This window comes from Paenarthrobacter sp. 10N417, assembly GCF_056394745.1.
The window spans coordinates 532,996-549,791 of sequence record NZ_JBFTIL010000001.1; the positions used below are offsets into that span (position 1 = coordinate 532,996).

Annotated in this window: 17 protein-coding genes; 6 read left to right on the forward strand and 11 right to left on the reverse strand. The window is 62.8% G+C overall.

The window, feature by feature from the left end; translation table 11 throughout:
* Nucleotides 1-97 precede the first annotated feature (97 nt).
* Complete coding sequence (locus AC1DCM_RS02305) at nucleotides 98-769, forward strand: potassium channel family protein (protein ID WP_442017531.1); 672 nt, start codon at nucleotides 98-100, stop codon at nucleotides 767-769.
* The gene (locus AC1DCM_RS02310; RefSeq protein ID WP_442006507.1) at nucleotides 769-1,503 is read left to right on the forward strand and encodes a potassium channel family protein; all 735 of its coding nucleotides are present in this window, start codon (nucleotides 769-771) and stop codon (nucleotides 1,501-1,503) included. The genes AC1DCM_RS02305 and AC1DCM_RS02310 overlap by 1 nt, the downstream gene beginning before the upstream one ends.
* Here AC1DCM_RS02310 and AC1DCM_RS02315 read toward each other — a convergent pair.
* From AC1DCM_RS02315 to dut, 4 genes are read right to left on the reverse strand one after another with little or no spacing between them, the layout of a single operon-like run.
* Nucleotides 1,473-2,255 (reverse strand): DUF3159 domain-containing protein, encoded by a 783-nt coding sequence (locus AC1DCM_RS02315; RefSeq protein ID WP_442006506.1) that lies wholly within the window; start codon nucleotides 2,253-2,255, stop codon nucleotides 1,473-1,475. The genes AC1DCM_RS02310 and AC1DCM_RS02315 overlap by 31 nt on opposite strands.
* Nucleotides 2,252-2,629: a hypothetical protein gene (locus AC1DCM_RS02320; RefSeq protein WP_442017533.1), complete on the reverse strand. Its 378-nt coding sequence runs from the start codon at nucleotides 2,627-2,629 to the stop codon at nucleotides 2,252-2,254. The genes AC1DCM_RS02315 and AC1DCM_RS02320 overlap by 4 nt, the downstream gene beginning before the upstream one ends.
* The gene (locus AC1DCM_RS02325) at nucleotides 2,622-3,395 is read right to left on the reverse strand and encodes a DUF3710 domain-containing protein (protein WP_442017534.1); all 774 of its coding nucleotides are present in this window, start codon (nucleotides 3,393-3,395) and stop codon (nucleotides 2,622-2,624) included. Before AC1DCM_RS02325 ends, AC1DCM_RS02320 begins: the two co-directional genes overlap by 8 nt.
* 56 nt (nucleotides 3,396-3,451) lie before the next feature.
* Nucleotides 3,452-3,961 carry a dUTP diphosphatase gene (dut, locus tag AC1DCM_RS02330; RefSeq protein WP_442006503.1) on the reverse strand — a complete coding sequence of 170 codons (510 nt, stop codon included), beginning with the start codon at nucleotides 3,959-3,961 and terminating at the stop codon, nucleotides 3,452-3,454.
* Between the two features lie 79 nt (nucleotides 3,962-4,040).
* On the opposite strand from dut, the gene AC1DCM_RS02335 reads away from it, so the two are divergent.
* Entirely contained in the window at nucleotides 4,041-4,532 is a 492-nt protein-coding gene (locus AC1DCM_RS02335) for a DUF3093 domain-containing protein (RefSeq protein WP_442017535.1), read from the forward strand.
* Between the two features lie 38 nt (nucleotides 4,533-4,570).
* Here the strand turns inward: AC1DCM_RS02335 and AC1DCM_RS02340 are convergent, their stop codons facing one another.
* Nucleotides 4,571-4,870, reverse strand: a complete 300-nt coding sequence (locus AC1DCM_RS02340) for a DUF4193 domain-containing protein (protein ID WP_216923072.1) — start codon at nucleotides 4,868-4,870, stop codon at nucleotides 4,571-4,573.
* A 306-nt stretch (nucleotides 4,871-5,176) separates the two neighbouring features.
* Between AC1DCM_RS02340 and sepH the strand changes: the two genes are divergently transcribed.
* A complete protein-coding gene (gene sepH / locus AC1DCM_RS02345) occupies nucleotides 5,177-6,568 on the forward strand; it encodes a septation protein SepH (protein ID WP_477517134.1) in 1,392 nt (463 codons plus the stop codon).
* A gap of 21 nt (nucleotides 6,569-6,589) precedes the next feature.
* Here the strand turns inward: sepH and AC1DCM_RS02350 are convergent, their stop codons facing one another.
* The 4 genes from AC1DCM_RS02350 to AC1DCM_RS02365 all read right to left on the reverse strand — a co-directional run bounded on the left by AC1DCM_RS02350 (nucleotide 6,590) and on the right by AC1DCM_RS02365 (nucleotide 12,073).
* Nucleotides 6,590-7,354 carry a thymidine kinase gene (locus AC1DCM_RS02350; protein ID WP_477517135.1) on the reverse strand — a complete coding sequence of 255 codons (765 nt, stop codon included), beginning with the start codon at nucleotides 7,352-7,354 and terminating at the stop codon, nucleotides 6,590-6,592.
* Entirely contained in the window at nucleotides 7,347-8,558 is a 1,212-nt protein-coding gene (locus AC1DCM_RS02355) for an alkaline phosphatase family protein (RefSeq protein ID WP_477517136.1), read from the reverse strand. The genes AC1DCM_RS02350 and AC1DCM_RS02355 overlap by 8 nt, the downstream gene beginning before the upstream one ends.
* A gap of 20 nt (nucleotides 8,559-8,578) precedes the next feature.
* Nucleotides 8,579-9,304 (reverse strand): DUF5998 family protein, encoded by a 726-nt coding sequence (locus AC1DCM_RS02360; RefSeq protein WP_477517137.1) that lies wholly within the window; start codon nucleotides 9,302-9,304, stop codon nucleotides 8,579-8,581.
* 81 nt (nucleotides 9,305-9,385) lie between these two features.
* Nucleotides 9,386-12,073: a bifunctional acetate--CoA ligase family protein/GNAT family N-acetyltransferase gene (locus AC1DCM_RS02365; RefSeq protein WP_477517138.1), complete on the reverse strand. Its 2,688-nt coding sequence runs from the start codon at nucleotides 12,071-12,073 to the stop codon at nucleotides 9,386-9,388.
* A gap of 55 nt (nucleotides 12,074-12,128) precedes the next feature.
* Here AC1DCM_RS02365 and AC1DCM_RS02370 point away from each other — a divergent pair, with 55 nt between their 5' ends.
* Entirely contained in the window at nucleotides 12,129-14,654 is a 2,526-nt protein-coding gene (locus AC1DCM_RS02370) for a DNA gyrase/topoisomerase IV subunit A (RefSeq protein ID WP_477517139.1), read from the forward strand.
* Between the two features lie 73 nt (nucleotides 14,655-14,727).
* On the opposite strand, the gene AC1DCM_RS02375 is transcribed toward AC1DCM_RS02370, so the two are convergent.
* Nucleotides 14,728-15,111 carry a VOC family protein gene (locus AC1DCM_RS02375; protein ID WP_442006495.1) on the reverse strand — a complete coding sequence of 128 codons (384 nt, stop codon included), beginning with the start codon at nucleotides 15,109-15,111 and terminating at the stop codon, nucleotides 14,728-14,730.
* A 128-nt stretch (nucleotides 15,112-15,239) separates the two neighbouring features.
* Here AC1DCM_RS02375 and AC1DCM_RS02380 point away from each other — a divergent pair, with 128 nt between their 5' ends.
* A complete protein-coding gene (locus AC1DCM_RS02380) occupies nucleotides 15,240-15,758 on the forward strand; it encodes a DinB family protein (protein WP_477517140.1) in 519 nt (172 codons plus the stop codon).
* A gap of 10 nt (nucleotides 15,759-15,768) precedes the next feature.
* Here the strand turns inward: AC1DCM_RS02380 and AC1DCM_RS02385 are convergent, their stop codons facing one another.
* Entirely contained in the window at nucleotides 15,769-16,791 is a 1,023-nt protein-coding gene (locus tag AC1DCM_RS02385) for a GNAT family N-acetyltransferase (RefSeq protein ID WP_477517141.1), read from the reverse strand.
* Nucleotides 16,792-16,796 lie beyond the last annotated feature (5 nt).

The window sequence follows — 16,796 nt, forward strand, 5'->3', positions numbered from 1 at the left end:
AATCCCCAGCGATGTCATGACGGCGGTCTCCGACTTACGTCCAGCGCACCGGTAAAGTCATACGCAGCGACACGGTAAACACACATAAGGAGACACGGTGGCTCACTTCGTGATCATGGGTTGCGGCCGTGTTGGCGCAACCCTGGCACACACTTTGGAAGACGCCGGCCATTCGGTGGCCATCATCGACCAGGACGAGCGGGCGTTCCGTCGGCTTCGCAACACGTTTACCGGCCGCAAGGTCACCGGCGTAGGTTTCGACAGGGACACGCTCAAGCAGGCAGGAGTGGAAGAGGCTTACGCATTCGCCGCTGTTTCAAGTGGTGACAATTCCAACATCCTGGCCACCCGTGTGGCACGGGAGACATTCCATGTTGGACACGTCGTGGCCCGCATCTACGATCCCGGACGCGCAGAAATCTACCAGCGCCTCGGCATTCCCACCGTAGCCGCGGTGCGCTGGAGCGCCGACCAGGTCCTCAGGCGTATCCTTCCGGAGCAGCATCTCGCCGGCGATTACCGGGAGCCATCCGGCAGGCTCGTCCTGGCGGAAGTGGACCTGCACGAGGGATGGATTGGCCATAGCGTGACGTCCATTGAAGCTGCCGCAGGCATCCGTGTCGCTTTCCTGACGCGTTTCGGTGAGGGCCTCCTGCCTCTGCCAGGCACGGCCTATCAGGAGGGCGATACCGTCCACGCAATGTTGAGCCTGGACAGGACTTCGGAGATCAGCCGGGTCCTTGCCAAAGCACCGGCCAAGGAGTCTTAGTGAAAGTTGTCATCGTTGGCGCAGGCAGCGTCGGCTCGTCCATTGCCCGTGAGCTCCTGGCCCACAACCATCAAATCCTGCTCATCGACCTCAAGCCTGAAGTCATTGGCCGCAGCGGCCTTCGGGGTGCGCGCTGGCTGGTGGGCGATGCCTGCGAACTCAGCACACTTCAGGACGCCAAACTTGAGGATGCCGACGTCGTGGTTTCCGCCACCGGTGATGACAAAGTGAACCTCGTGGTGTCCCTGCTGGCCAAGACGGAATTCGCCGTAGGGCGCACTGTTGGGCGTGTCAACAACCCTAAGAACGACTGGATGTTCAATGATTCCTGGGGCGTGGACGTGGCCGTCAACACTCCGCAGCTAATGACTGCCCTGGTTGAGGAAGCCGTGGAAATCGGCGACATCGTCCGGCTGTTGACTTTGCAGACCGGCGTCGCCTCGATCGTGGAATTTACCGTTCCCCACGACTCCCACGTCATTGGGAGCACAGTGGGCGCCATTGAGTGGCCCGAAGACGCCACCTTGGTAGCCATCCTGCGTGATCAGGCACCCATCACCCCAAGCCGTGACGATGTCCTCGATGGTGGCGACGAACTGTTCTTCGTCACCACCATCCAGGCAGAGGACGGACTGCGGGCCCTGTTGTCACCAGCCTCGATGGCGGGCCAAGGACCCCGCGACGGCGATGCCAGCGTTACTGATCAGGCGGAGGACGACGGCTTCGACGGTTGAGGTGCGGGCTTGGTAACAAGCCATGCCACCCAAAGGCCGAGGATGTAAAGCGGTGCACCCATGAGGAGCCGGGTGGTAGCCAACGCCGTCAAGCCTGGCTCACCCAGGAAGTAGAGGGGCACCTGCACCACCAGCCGCAGCGCAAGCACCGCCACAACAATCCACGTGCCAAGCTGGTACGCCCGCAGGCGTTCCGGGTCTTTGCGCCATTCGAGACCCTCGTTGCGGACGAAACCAAACAGCAAGCCGGCGATAGGCCACTTGAGCACTATGGACAGCACCATGCCCGCAATATAGGCAATGTTGGTGAAGAAGCCCAGAACGTAGAAGTCTTCAGCCTTCCCCGTGGTGTTGGCCAACCAAGCAGAAATCCCGACGCCGACCACACCGGCAAGCGCCTGCGTCAACGGGCGCCGTTGGATCAGGCGGACAACGGTGAAGATTGCTGCCGTCGCCAACGCCGCGACCAAGGAAACCGTTAAATCGCGGCTAATGGTGAAGGCCACGAGGAAAACGAGGCCCGGCAGGATACTCTCCGCGATGCCTTGCACTCCCCCGGCAGACTTCAACATGTCCACATGGCCGGCACTGTTGCGCTGAAGCCCCGCTTTTTCTGCATAGCCGGCAGCGAGGTCGGCGACGCCCGGGCTTTGGCTTGCCGGTGTGCTGGCTGCCCCTGTGCCAGTGGTTTCACCCTTGCCGGTCGTAGGCTGCGCCGGATCCTTAGGTTCTGATCCATTGGCCACTGTCATAAGTGCTCCTGACGGGAAAGTATTTCGTAGCGTGGATTGAACATCGCAGGCAGGCCATCCTTATGTGTCACCACGCCGTTCAAGCGCAACTCCGCTCCTGCTTCAATACCTGGTACCCGGTTCCTGCCCAACCAGATGACGCGCAACCGTGCATACGGCCTTTTCACGCCCCCGCCACCCACTGATGGTTGGGAACTGTGCTCCAGCGCGTCCACGACAATCGCCGAAAAGAAGGGTTGCTCACTTGGCGGCTGGTACGTGACAGATTCGATGAATCCAGTGCAGGTGGCCCTGCCGCGGGCAGGGAGATCACGGACGCCGTGTTGCTGGGACTGCTGCCCGGCGGATCCTGGCAAGCCGGGCGTATCAGCCAATCTGGGTGATCTCCGGTCCCCGCTCCGGCTGGTGCAGGGCGGGACCACCTTGCTGTGCAGCGGGATCGGAAGCTTCAGCGGGGGCCTGAGCTGGGGCTTGGGCGGCAGCATCCTTGGGCAGACGCAGCTGCAACAGTTCGCGCGGCGGCATCGGATTGTCGCCGCGTACAACAACCACGCGCCGGAAGAGCTCCTCCAAGCCTGCCGCGGCGTCCCGGTCCAGGGCAGCTTCGCCGCCGAGGACACCACGCAGGAACCACCGGGGACCGTCCACCCCCATGAAGCGGGCGGCCCGGAAACCCCGGCTGCCGTCAGTAGCTTCGGCGGGGAGCTTGGCGACGAGTTCTGTGCCAAACGTTCCAGATACTTCTTCTGTCTCGCCACCCTGGCTTGCTACGGATTGGCCAATCTGCTCGCGGATCTCGTCCCACAGGCCTTCCGAACGCGGAGCGGCGAAGGCCTGGAGCTGCAGGCTTGACCCTGCCAGGTCCATGGTCACTGCCACCACGCGCTGAGTAGCTTCTTCCACTTCCAGCCGCAACTGGAGTCCATCGGCGGGTGCGATCAGCAGTGCGCCGAGATCCACGTATCCGTCGCGATCCTCGATCTCATCGATGTCCCAAGGACCTTTGCCAAGCCGGAAATCACCCTTGGTACCGGACGCGCCGGTTGCAGGGGTTGTTGCCTCAGCCGCGTCGTTTTCCTCGACGGTGCCAGCGGTTTCCAGCCGCTCGGCCTTGGACTTTTTGCCGCGCCCAAAAAGCATTGGGTTGTCTCCTTAGTAGTGGTCTATCCCCAAGTAAACCGCAACCCCGTGGGTTATCAGGCCACCGGTGCGTTGAATCCGCCAGTGGAACCAAAGCCGCCCGTACCGCGGGCGGAGTCGGATAGATCATCAACCATCACGAAGCGCGCGTACTCGACGCGCTGAATCACCATTTGGGCAATTCTATCGCCGCGCTTGAGCTCAATGGCGTGGTTTTGGTCTGTGTTCAGCAGCGTGACGGCGATTTCGCCGCGGTAACCTGCGTCCACAGTTCCGGGTGCGTTGACAACCGTGAGGCCATGCTTGGTCGCGAGGCCGGACCGCGGGTGGATCAGTGCCACAAACCCGTCAGGGAGGGCAATTGAAACGCCCGTAGGAACCAATTTCCGCTCGCCCGGGGCAAGTTTAACGTCCTCGCGGGCCCGGAGGTCCGCGCCAGCATCGCCTGGGTGCGCATAGGACGGCGCTTCCAGTCCGGCGTCGAGCATTTTCAGCTGAACGTCCAAAGTGGGCGTGCCATACGCTGCGGTGGTGTCATTACTGAATACTGCGGTCTCGTTGCTCACAGTGGACCATTCTACGTGGGGCACATCCATGCGGGCACTCCGGGCAGATAGCCGGCCCAAGGGCCGATAAGCTGGACCCATGCCTACGTCTGACCAGTCCGCCCCCATGCCTGCCCGGAATACTCCCTCCGCCTCCGAGGTGTTGTTCACCGAGAAATTATGGCCGACCATCTGGATCTGGGTTGTCGTCGTGGGCCTGTCGAGCGCTGGAATCCTGATGTTCGCGCCCATCAGTGCCGCCGCGGGCGTCATCGCCGCCCTGGTGCTTCTGGCCGTCATGACCACCCTGCTGGTGGTTACAACACCTACCATCACCGTTACGCGGGACAGCCTTCGGGTGGGACGCGCCACTATCGACCGCAAATTCGTCGGCACCGCCGAGGCCTTCAAAAAAGACGAGGCCACCGCCGAACGTGGAACCCGCCTCAACGGCCTTGCCTACATGTGCTTCCGCGGGTGGGTCGATGCCGTGGTGAAAATCGACATCACCGATCCCGCCGATCGAACGCCTTACTGGCTGGTCTCTTCGCGCCACCCGGACGAACTCGTCGCTGCCCTGGGCGCGCGGTAGCCGCTCCCCTTAGGTAGCTCCTGAAGTCGCCGGTACTGCTAGCTCTCGCATTCCGTGCAGTACAGGTGCCCGTCCCTCTCAGTGGCAATCTGGGAGCGGTGCTTCACAAGGAAGCAGTTGTAGCATGTGAATTCGTCAGGCTGTGGTGGCATGACTTGAATCAGGAGCTCTTCGCCGGAGAGGTCTGCTCCCGGGAGCTCGAAGCCATCGGCAAGATCGGTCTCATCGACATCCACCGCGGAGGATTGCTTCCCCGACTGGCGCGTCTTGAGTTCCTCAATCGAGTCCTCGCTGACGTCTTCCTCGGTCTTTCGAGGGGCATCGTAATCCGTGGCCATGGTCCTTCTTCATCCTGTCGTACTTGCTCCGGGTAGGATTCCGGCCTGGCGGATTTCGTGCCCGCCGCCGGTCTAAGGGTGTAACGCCGGACGCCCCGGATTTGTGCCCGATATCGGCCAGATTGTCCTCCCCTGCCCAGCGATTGTCCAGAGGCGGCAAATTGGGCTCGGATGGCTGGGAAGGATCCACCCTGTAATCTGACTCTTTCGCCGGAATATCACGGCACGCCCTTTGTCCTAGTAGGAAAAGGGCAACGGGGGTGGCAGAGTTTCGAATGTCAGTTATGCCATGTGGTGGAGGGTGTTATGCAGGATCTACGGCTGGTAGGCGTCCACGACGACGGCGGGCATCTGCTCCTGAGCGGACCCGGCGGTGCGATGTTCCAGCTTCCGATCGACGAGGCACTTCGTGCCGCGACGAGCCGGACACCCGCCCAGGTCGCTGCGCGGGCGTCAAACACCCCGATTGCCATGTCCCCCAGGGATATCCAGTCCAGAATCCGCAGTGGAGCCACGGCGGCCGAAGTGGCGGAGTTGTCCGGGCTGCCCCTTGCCAACGTGCAACGTTACGAGGGCCCTGTCCTTGCCGAGCGTGAGTACGTTGCGCAGCAGGCCAGAAACATTGAAGTAGCTTCCCCGGCCCCTGGCCATGACATCTACCGCTCTGCCTTTGGCGACAACCCAGCGACGCTCGGCGAAATGGTGGCCCACCGCCTGTCGGCGCACGGCATCGATTCTTCAACGGTTGAATGGGACTCCTGGCGCCGTTCCGATGGTTCCTGGACCGTCGTCGCGCGCTTTGATGCAGTTCCCGGTACGCACGGAAGCATCGGCGAGGAGCCACCGGCGATGTGGACGTTCAGTCCGCAGCGGAAATCCCTGCAGAACGCCAACCGCTGGGCTCAGCAGCTCAGTGAACTGGAGCCCTTGGACGGACCCGTTCCTGCACGCCGGCTTGCCGCCGTCTCGGATCGTCCTTTCGACTTCGAGACCGACGCCGAAACCGCGGCACGCGCGTCTGCGAAGGAATCCGACAGCCTCTTGGAAATGCTCCGCTCACGCCGTGGGCAGCGCCTGGGCGTGGACGAAGACGGCGATGACGCCTTGGCCGTCCTGCTCAGCAACGTTCCGGCCGCCCACCCGCGTTCTGGCGGGGAAGATCAGCAGCCGGCCGAGGAACCCGCCGGGGATCACCCAGAACCGCAAGCTTCCCCTGCGGCTGAGCCAACGCGGAAGGATGGACGTCCGTCCATGCTGTCCCGGCTGAGCCTGGCGCCCCGGAACCATGACGCGGACGACGACGACTCGCTGAAACTCCATGACGGCGTCAGCACGGAGACGCGCGAAATCACCGTTGTGGCAAGCCCATTGCGGCCCGTTACTTCCTTAACCGACCGCAAGCCGGGCGCGGCCAGCGCTCCAGAGCCCAAAGATGCGGATCGAATCGATTCCACGACCAACCAGATGCCACGGGCAGGGCTGGACGAACTGCTTGGCGGAGCCACATCCCCGCAAACACAGACTGATCGTGCTGCCTCGCGTACAGAGACAGCCGCACAGGACAAGGGATCGCTCGAGGCCGCGGACCGGAACACGCACACGGATGCCGAGGCACCGGTAGAGCGCCAGCCCTCGCGTCCAAAACGGTCAAGTATCCCCAGCTGGGACGAGATCGTCTTCGGCGCCCGCGGCGACTAACCTCTGGCGCGGCGACCAGCCCTAGCTACGCGTCAAGCCGGAGCCACTGCCGGAACCGGCTCCCGGCCACAGGCAGGCATCGACGTCGAACGGAAGAGTCGGGTCTCCCCCAGCCATGAGGTTGGCGCCGTGGGCTGTCACACGGCGCATGTAATGGCGTCGGCACAGGGTCTCGTAGCCCACCACGGGTTCATGGCCGCCAGCTTCCCCTGGCGCAATTTGATCGTTCACGCCCGGGACGTTGCTGGCTGTCTGGGGTGCGACATCGCCGACCATGACCTGGTCCCCTTCCACCACCATGATGCCGTCCACCGTTCGGGCATTTTGAGTTGCGCGACGCCCGCACCAGCACAGTGCCTCGACCTGCAGCACCTGTACTTTGTCGGCGAGTTCGATCAGACGTTGGGAGCCGGGAAACAGGGTGGTTCGAAAGTCCGAGGTGATCCCGAACGCGAAGACGTCCACGTCCATCTCATCCACCAGGCGTGCCAACTGCTCCACTTGGGCAGCGGAGTAGAACTGGGCTTCATCGCAGATCAGGTAGTCCACGCGGAGCCCACTGGTCCGGCGTACAACTACTTCATCCCAGAAGTCCGTGTCCGCATGGACTTCAACGGCGTCTGTCTTCAGGCCCAACCTGCTGGAAATCGTCGAATCACCTGCGCGGTCGTTGCAGCTGAACCGTACCCCGCCCCTGCCCCGAGCACGGTGGTTGTAGTCCATTTGCAACGCCAGTGTGGACTTGCCGCAGTCCATGGTGCCAGAGAAGAAGACGAGTTCAGCCACGTTTGCCCTTTTTACCGGCGGCCGGGAAACAAAGGAACGGCACTTCGCGTTCCGCCTTCGTCAAGGAACCATGTTGGCCGACTACTTCCAACGATGCCGGACGGACCCTGCGGGTGTCGTAAAGGGCAAGGGTATCCCTGGCGGCGATCATGACGTCGCCAATGCGCGGCGCCACGTCCGGCTGGACGTCGCCGAACAGCCCTGCGCCTATCGCCTGTTCACGGGTGAAAGCCCAGATGCGTTCGCCAAACCTTGCCCGCCAGGCGGAGATGAGCAACTCGCGGTGCGTGTCCGGGAGGCCGGGCTCAAGGTAAAGATGAACCATTCGGGGTTCCCCTGCAGTGTGGCGGACCCCGGCGACGAGTGAAGCATCAGCTGAGTAGTCAATGCGCTGGGACTCGGGAACGTCCAGCATTCCGTGATCCCCGGTCAGCACGATCGTGGTTCCCGGCGGCAGGGTCGCGGACAATCTCTTGACAGTGGAGTCGAGCTCTTCAAGTTGGTGTTCCCAGCGGTCGGACTGGCAGCCGTAGCGGTGACCTGCTTTGTCCAATTCGTTGACGTAGAAGTACATCAGGGAACGGCCACCGCCGGCCATTGCCTCTGCTGCGGCGGCTGTGCGCGCATGCAGGCTCGTGCCGCCCACGAACCGGCTGCCACGCAAGGCAGCCTGGGTCATCGGGGAATTCCCGAACTGCGGGAGGCTCACAGTAACGACGTCGGCTTCGGCCCCTATGCGTTCGAAGACGGTAGCGTGCGGCTGCCAAAGCGCAGGGTCCACGTGGGCGTCCCAGTTGCCCAGCAGGTTCACTACTTTGTCCTGGGAAGGATCCAGGACGTCATAGCCCACCATGCCGTGCTGCCCGGCGGGAAGCCCTGTTCCCAGGCTGGCCAGGGAAGCTGCCGTGGTGCTGGGAAAAGCGGAATCAATCCAGTTGGGGACATTGCCCTGTCCGCTGGACAGGAGGGAACGCAGGAACGGTGTGTGCGAAGCCTTTTGCTTGAGCAGGCTGCGGCCCAGGCCATCGGCGAGGACCACACAGACACGCGGCGCAGCAGGCAGGTGAAGCTGGTTGGCAAATCCGGGGATGCCCATGCTGGCGGCAGCACTGGTAAAAACTTCGGCGATCGACCTGCTCCCAAAAAGCGGGGGCGAAGGGAGGTCCGGGTCCGGGGCCGGCGCCGTACCGGATGTCGGCTGCATGTGCTCCTGTGCAGTCACCCTCAACGCTGGTGTCCGCGGCTCAAGCGGTTGCTGAAGACCCCCGAACGTGGCCGCGGCGCGGGGATTCCTGTGTGCGGGGTGGGTGTGGGATTTGCCGTGTTCACGGCACGAAGGGCGCGTGCGAAGACCTTCGCATCCTGGACTGCCTGGAGGCCGTCCGCTTCGGCACTGATGCGCAGGACGATATCTTCCTGGGCGATGGTTCCGCTGTAGCCGTGGTCCGCTTCACACTGCGGGTCACCGCAGCTTGCCGGGCCCATATCCAGGCGCTGCCCACCGGACCAGGCGATGGAGACTGTCATTTCCCGCACGGGATCCGACGGCTTGTAGTCCTGGGGCTGGGCGTACATGTAGCTAAGGACCACCGAACGGATCTGTGCAACCGGCACGGACTCCGTGGAAATCTGGGCGACGATTTGTTCCCCGGCTTCATCCAGCTGCTGATCGTCAACGTGGGTGATCACCAGCATGTCTTCCGTCAGCACCAGCACTGTGATGTGGCGGCGAACCTCGGCGCGATCAAAGTGTGTTTCAAGGTGCACGAGGTGTGACAGGCAATCGCGGCCATCCAAGGCGTCATCCACGACGTCGGCCACCAGCCGGGGGTAGAAACCAGCCTGTTGCAGCGCTTGGTCCAGGCTCTGTCCCTGCAAGCTGTGGTTATGGGCGCTGTGGAGCCCGGCATTGGACGGACGGGACTGAGGCGTCGGAGACTGGGTGCTCATTCCCCCATTTTCACAGATCCACTGGGGACTTCCTAACTGTCGGCTTCGCCCCTGGACCGGTCGCTGGCCTACAGGGAGCCCTTAACCACGCATCGCCCTGCGAGCGCTGTCGGTGCGCCGGGCTGCGTTACCTATCCACACATCCGCACCCAGAATCGTTGCACCGGCGGGACCCGCGAGCACAGGGTTGAATTCCACCAGGGCAATTCCGGGGTGGTCATCCTTGAGTTTGGCCAGCCTCGCGGCGATGTCCTCAAGGGCAGGCACGTCCACGGCGGGGAGGCCTTGGTAGCCGAACAGTTTCCTGGAAGCGCGTGGCGAGCGGATGAGGTCGTGCAGGTCTGCGGCAGACAATGGTGGGACCCTGTGTGCCCAATCGTCCAGCAGATTTACTGCGTCCCCTGCCAAGCCGAAAGATACCACTGGACCCAGCAGGGGATCCTCCATGGCCCGGAAGGTGCATGCTTGGCCTACCGGGGCCATTGCCTGAACTTCAAGCGATGGCGAACCGTAAGGTTCCAGCGCCCGCTTCATTTGGACGATGTTCTGCAGCAAGGACTCTGCATCCTGAATGTCCAGCCGGACGCCGCCCAGGTCCAGTCGGTGCCTTAGGGCGGGATCAGTGGTCTTCAGAACCACCGGCCAGCCCACGCGTTCGGCTGCCTCAACGGCTTCCTCAGGTGTGCCGAATCCGATTGTTGGCACCACGGCGATACCGTAGCCGGCCAGTAACTCGGCGGCAGCACCGGCGTCGAGCTTGTGGAGTTTTTCGCCTGTCACACCGGTCAGCATCCTTGCCAGGGATTCCTTGGTCCCTTCGATGTCGCAGCCAGCGGGTTCGACGAAAAGTCCTTGGTCGCGGTCCAGCCATTGGGCGTAGCGAACGATCGCGGCCAGGGCGCCTACGGCGGCACCTGCATTGGAATAGCAGGGCAGTAAAGGACCATCAGAGCTGCCTACCATTCCTTCCAGGGGGATGGAGGGGTCCAGGATGCCGGTGAACACCGCCACCGCGGGTTTGCCGGCCTCGGCCGCGCACTCGGCCAGGACACCAGCCAACGCTTCTACGGTGAGTCCGCGTGCAGGCAGGAGTGCGGCCACGATGGCGTTGACAGATTCGTTAGCGAGGCTTGCCCGCAGGCTCTCCCGGAGCGCTGGAAGGGCGAGTGACATGCCGGCTTCGAGGTCGACGTCCGTTACCATCCGGTTCACATCAAGCCCGAGGGGTCCCGCACTGTCAGCGACGACTTTCGCCAGGGCGACGGAATTGGAGTAGACCGCCACGCCGGGACCGGTGGGCAATGCCTGGGAAGAGACAATCTGGGCGATGTCCATCAATTGCTCAATGGTTCCCACCCTGATGACGCCTGCCTGCCGCATCATTGCATCCACTGCGCCGGCGGGTGCTTGCGTGGTCCGGACTTCATGTCCGGGCGGCAGGCGGAGGCCCGTGACATCGGACTTTGCGACGATCACCGGTTTGCTCCGGGACAACCGGCGGGCAAGCCGGGAGAACTTGCGGGGATTCCCGATTGACTCAAGGTAGAGCCCTACAGCGGAAGTATCGGCGTCGTCCTCCCAGTACTGCATGGCGTCGTTGCCCGAGACGTCCGCGCGGTTCCCGGCGGAGAGAAAAGTGGACAGGCCCAACCTGCGTCGTCGGGCCGCAGCGTAGACGGCTACGCCCACGGCGGCTGACTGGCTGAAGAGGCCCAGACCCCCGCGGGGCGGCATGCTCGGGGCCATGGAGGCGTTGAGGGACACAGCTGGATGAGTGTTCAGTATCCCCAGCGACTCGGGGCCAATCACCCGCATTCCGTTGGCCCGGGCGCGTCGCACCAACTCATGCTGGCGTGCAAGGCCCCTCTCGCCGTCGTCGGCAAATCCGGCGGTTGCCACCACGATGCCCTTGACGCCCGCTGCTGCGCAGTCGTCCACTACTTTGGGCACTTCCTCGTAAGGCACGGCGATGATCGCCAGCTGCACGGGCCCGGGGATCTCCGATAAGCGTGCAAAGGAGATCATTCCGGCGAGCTCGAAGGCTTCGGGGTTGACCGCATAAACCGGGCCCTCAAATCCACCTTCAATGATGTGTTCCAGGAGTTGGTAGCCTACGGTCCCCCACTTGCGGCTGGCACCAATGACAGCAACCGACGACGGCGCCAGGAGGTCGCGCACGCTGCGGGCCTCTGCGCGGTGCTCGCGGGACTCCATGACGGCCCGCGATTTCTCGGTGGGGTCGATATTGAACTCGACGCTCACCACGCCGTCGTCAAACCCGCGCTTGAGGTCATAGCCGGCATCAGCGAAGACCATGAGCATCTTGCGGTTCTCGGGCAGGACCTCGGCAATGAACCGACGAATACCGTTCTCCCGGGCGGCCGCCGCGAGATGCTCCAGGAGGATCGAGCCGATGCCGCGGCCTTGATGGGCGTCCGAAATGTTGAAGGCCACCTCGGCTTCGTCGGGGTCCTCCAGCCGGTCGTAGCGGCCCACGCCCATGATTTCGCCACCGATCGTGATGACGAATGCCACCCGGTTCACATGGTCCACTTCAGTGAAGCGCCGCACTTCTTTTCCGGACAGTTTGGGCTTGAAGGAGAAAAACCGCATGTAGATGGAAGTCTGCGATTGCCCGGCATGGAAGGCCTGCAGGGCGTCTGCGTCCTCGGGGCGGATGGGACGGATGTGGGCCGTCCCGCCGTCGCGCAGGACGACATCGGCCTCCCAATATTCCGGATAAATGCCGACGTCGGGCTGATCCACCATAGGCTTAGCCTAGCTAAAACATCCGCAGTACAACTTTCAAGGATCCACCGACCCCATGGCCCGCAGCCAAACTCCCGCACGCAAAGGCGAGCCTCTCGGCGATTTCACCGAGAACATCGTCGATATCGACGTCACTTCCGAGATGGAGGGCTCCTTCCTGGAGTACGCCTACTCGGTGATCTATTCCCGAGCCCTTCCTGACGCACGTGATGGCCTCAAACCGGTTCAGCGCCGCATCCTCTACATGATGGCGGACATGGGCTTGCGCCCGGACCGGGGCCACGTCAAGAGTGCGCGCGTCGTGGGCGAAGTCATGGGAAAGCTCCACCCCCATGGCGATGCCGCCATCTATGACGCCATGGTGCGCATGGCACAGGACTTCTCCCTCCGCCTGCCGTTGATCGATGGCCACGGCAACTTTGGATCGCTCGACGACGGTCCTGCCGCCCCGCGTTACACGGAGGCGCGCCTGGCGGCCGCTGCGTTGACCATGACGGATCACCTCGACGAAGACGTCGTGGATTTCGTCCCCAACTACGACAACCAGTTGACCCAACCGGACGTCCTCCCGGCAGCGTTTCCCAACCTGTTGGTTAACGGAACTACGGGCATTGCCGTCGGCATGGCAACCAACATGGCTCCGCACAACCTTGTTGAGGTCATTGCGGCCGCACGTCATTTGATCGCTAATCCGGATGCGACGCTGGGCGACATCATGAAGTACGTCCCGGGTCCGGACCTTCCCACCGGTGGCCGCATCGTGGGCCTGGACGGTATCCGCGATGCCTATGCCACGGGCCGCGGTTCCTTCAAGACGCGCGCCAAGGTGGAAGTGGAGCAGTTGTCTGCCCGCCGCACCGGCCTGGTGGTGACCGAGCTGCCTTACATGGTTGGCCCGGAAAAGGTCATCGAAAAGATCAAGGACGCCGTCAACGCCAAGAAGTTGACCGGCATCAGCGATGTCGTGGACCTTACGGACCGCAACCATGGCCTGCGCCTGGTCATCGAGCTGAAGAACGGCTTCAACCCCAACGCCGTGCTTCAGCAGCTGTACCGCTATTCGCCCATGGAAGATTCCTTCGGCATCAACAACGTCACGTTGGTTGACGGCCAGCCGCAGACCCTTGGCCTGCTGGAGCTCCTGCAGGTTTACGTGGACCACCGTCTGAACGTGGTCCGGCGTCGGACGGCTTTCCGGTTGGGCAAGAAGAAGGACCGCCTGCACTTGGTGGAGGGCCTGCTGATCGCGATCGTCGACATCGACGAAGTCATCCAGATCATTCGCTCCTCTGATGAAGCTTCCGCAGCCCGTGAACGGCTGATGTCCATCTACGACCTCACCGAGATCCAGGCCAACTACATCCTGGAACTGCGCCTACGGCAGCTGACCAAGTACTCCCGCCTTGAATTGGAGAAGGAACAGGACGAGCTGCGCCGCGAGATCGAAGCGCTGGAGGCTATCCTTGCCTCCGACGAGCTGCTCCGTGACCTGGTTTCCGGTGAGCTGGCCGAAATCGCCACGAAGTACGGTACGCCCCGACGCACCGTACTCCTGGAGTCCGAGGCAGTTTCGCCCACGGTCGCCGCGGCCCTTGCGGCGGCGGTACCGGGGCCCAAGGGCAAGGCCGCAGCGCTCCCCCTCGAAATCCCGGATGATCCCTGTTGGGCCCTCCTCAGCGTGTCCGGGCAGATCGCGCGGACAACCAACCAGGAACCGCTGGCCGAGGCTGGTCCGCGGGCGAAGCACGACGTCTTCCGTTCGGTGGTGAAGACCACGGCACGTGGCGAGATTGGCGCCGTCACTTCCCTGGGCCGTATGTTGCGCCTACAGGTCATGGACATGCCAGCCCTGCCCCCTGTCGGAGGCCTTCCAAATCTGGCCGGTGGAGTGCCAGCCAAGGATTTCATCACTCTTCTCAAGGGCGAGACACTGGTTGCGTTCGTTCCGTTGGACGCCATCCTTGCGATTGGAACCGTGCAGGGCGTGGTTAAGCGTGTTCAGCCGGAGTACCCGCTGAACCGTGATGACTGGGAAATCATTTCGCTCAAGGACAAGGACACCGTTCTTGCCGTTGAACCCGCCCAGGAGGACGACGTCGAACTCGTCTTCGTCACCAAGCAAGCCCAATTGCTACGGTTCAGTGCGTCAAACGTCCGTCCGCAAGGCCGGACCGCTGGTGGCATGGCAGGCATCAAGCTCGCTGCCGACGACGAAGTCATCCACTTTGGCACCGTGCGCGCAGACGATCCCGCCGCCGTCGTTGTCACTATTGCGGGAACCAATGGCGCTCTGCCGGGCACTGCCCCGGGGACCGCGAAGGTGACTGCCTTCGACGAATACCCGTCCAAGGGGCGGGCCACCGCAGGCGTCCGCGTACACCGCTTCCTCAAGGGCGAAGACACCCTGCTCTTGGCGTGGGCCGGACACGGACCAGCGAAGGCGTCATCGGCCGCCGGAGTGGCCCGCGCACTTCCCCACGAGCACGGCCGCAGGGACGGGTCAGGTGTGCCGCTGTCACAGCCAGTCGAAGCGATCGGTCCGAGCATGGCCTGGAACGCAATGTCTGTGTCCACCGAGTAGGCCAACAGCCAGCAATGGCACAGGGAACAACAGCAGGGCCGGTGGTTTAAGACCACCGGCCCTGCTTGCTGCGTCAGGCGTTTTGGTTGAGGCTCAGTATGTTTCCCTCGGAGTCCAGGAACCAAGCCGCTGCCGTTCCGTCCGGCATCGTTGCAATGCCGTTTTCAGTCTTCAGGCCCGGGAAATCGTAGTCTTCGAACACAACACCCTTCTCGCGGAGTTCCGATACGGTGGCAGCGAGGTCACTGACCATCCAACCGATCTGGGTGTTCTTGGCCGTACCTGCATTGGATGTTTGGTAAATGAAGAATCCGGTCCCGTCCCCGCACCTGTACTGGAGGTTGTCGTCGGCGTCTGGATTTTCTGGTTCGAGTCCGAGTTTCTCGCTGTAATAAGCGCGCGCCCGGGCAATATCCGATGCCGGAAGAACGGCACCCACTTGCTGATCCTTGAGCATGTTTTTCTCTTTCCGACTCTCTCCCCGGAGCGAACTTTACTCCTGGGCGGCAACGAAGTCAGGGGCAAACAGCTGCGGATTTTACGCCTTGCCTGAGATTGCCGGTGGTGACCCTTTAGACTGGCGGCATGCCGATCATCCCTGACGCAAAAGACTGGACATGGGTGCTTTCAAAGCCCTGCCCCGAGTGCGGCTTTGACGCCTCCACCGTGACGCCGTCCACCGTCCCGGGCACCGTGCTGAATATGCTTCCGAGGTGGCGGGCCGTTCTGCGCCGCGAGGACGTCGCCGTACGCCCGAATGACCACACGTGGTCTCCCTTGGAGTATGCATGCCACGTGCGCGATGTCTTCAGCCTCTTCGATAAGAGGCTGAACCTGATGCTGAGTGATGACAACGCCGAATTTGCCAACTGGGACCAGGACCAAGCGGCCATCGACGGCGAATATGGACGCTCGGATCCCCGCATTGTCTCTGACGAGCTGATCGCGGAAGGGGAGCAAATCGCCGAGTCCTTCGCACGGGTGGTGCAGGATGAATGGCAGCGTACAGGGCGGCGAAGCAACGGTTCCGAGTTCACGGTGCTGACGTTCTCGCAATACTTCCTGCACGACGTTGTCCATCACCTCCACGACGTTGACGGCTAAGGCCGCTGGGCTACAGCGTCCTCTCCCACGTCATGCTCCGGTTCACCGGGCTGTATCCCATGCCAAGGTAGAGTGCCAGGGCCCCGGTGGGATTGGCAGAATCGACGTCCAGCGATGCAATGTCCATCCCGGCGGCCGTGAATCGCCGCAGGGCGTCGGCCAGCAGTGCTTGCGCAATTCCCCGCCCCCGGAACGCGCGTCGGACACCAAGCAGTTCGGTATAGCCCTCCTTGAAACCCCGGTCAACCGCTGAAGCCGGATCGTAGCTGGCCAGTTGGTACCCAGCTACCTCGCCTGTGGAAGCATCAATTACCACAGCGCTCCAATCGTGCCGCGCCGTGGGTTCCTCGATGGTGAATCGCCAGGTTTCTTCGTCGCGTGGCTCGCTTCCCCAGTGGTCCCTGAAAGCATCGTTATGGGCCAGACGAACGGCCTCGTGCAGGGACGCGTCAAACGTACAAAGTTCCAATCCCGATTCGAGCCGTGCTGCTGGAGCAGGCTTGGCAGCAGACCCGGACAACGGCCGATGCATTTCGTTGAACCAGCGCACAATGTCATAGCCCCGGGACCGGAACAACGCTGCCTGGTGCTGGTGTTGTTCTTCAGTTCGGATGCGGAGGCGGGGTGGGGCACTGCTGTGCCCGGCAGCCTTGTCCGTGTGGAACCTTCTCCGGGTCTGTGCTTCCTGCCACGCGAGGACTGCTGAACCGATGCCCCTGCGTTGCCAGTCCGGGTCCACGCATCCCATGCCTATGGCCTTGTCCCCCTCGGGGTTCTTTGTGATGCGTCCGTACGCGCGGGCAACCCCATCCCGGTCCAATCCCACAAGCGTGTTGGTCCTGGGATCATTCTTGGTGGACTCCAGGACGTGGACAAGGTCGGCACGCTTTTCGAACCAGACGGGATGCTCGACGGCGGCAGTCCGGGCGATCAATTCCGCCCAGTTGTCCAGGTCCGCAGTTGTGGCGGGCCGCCACTGCAGGCCCGTTTGGCTGGCATCGGGCTGAAACAGGGGTGGAACCTCAGAAGGCATGCCAA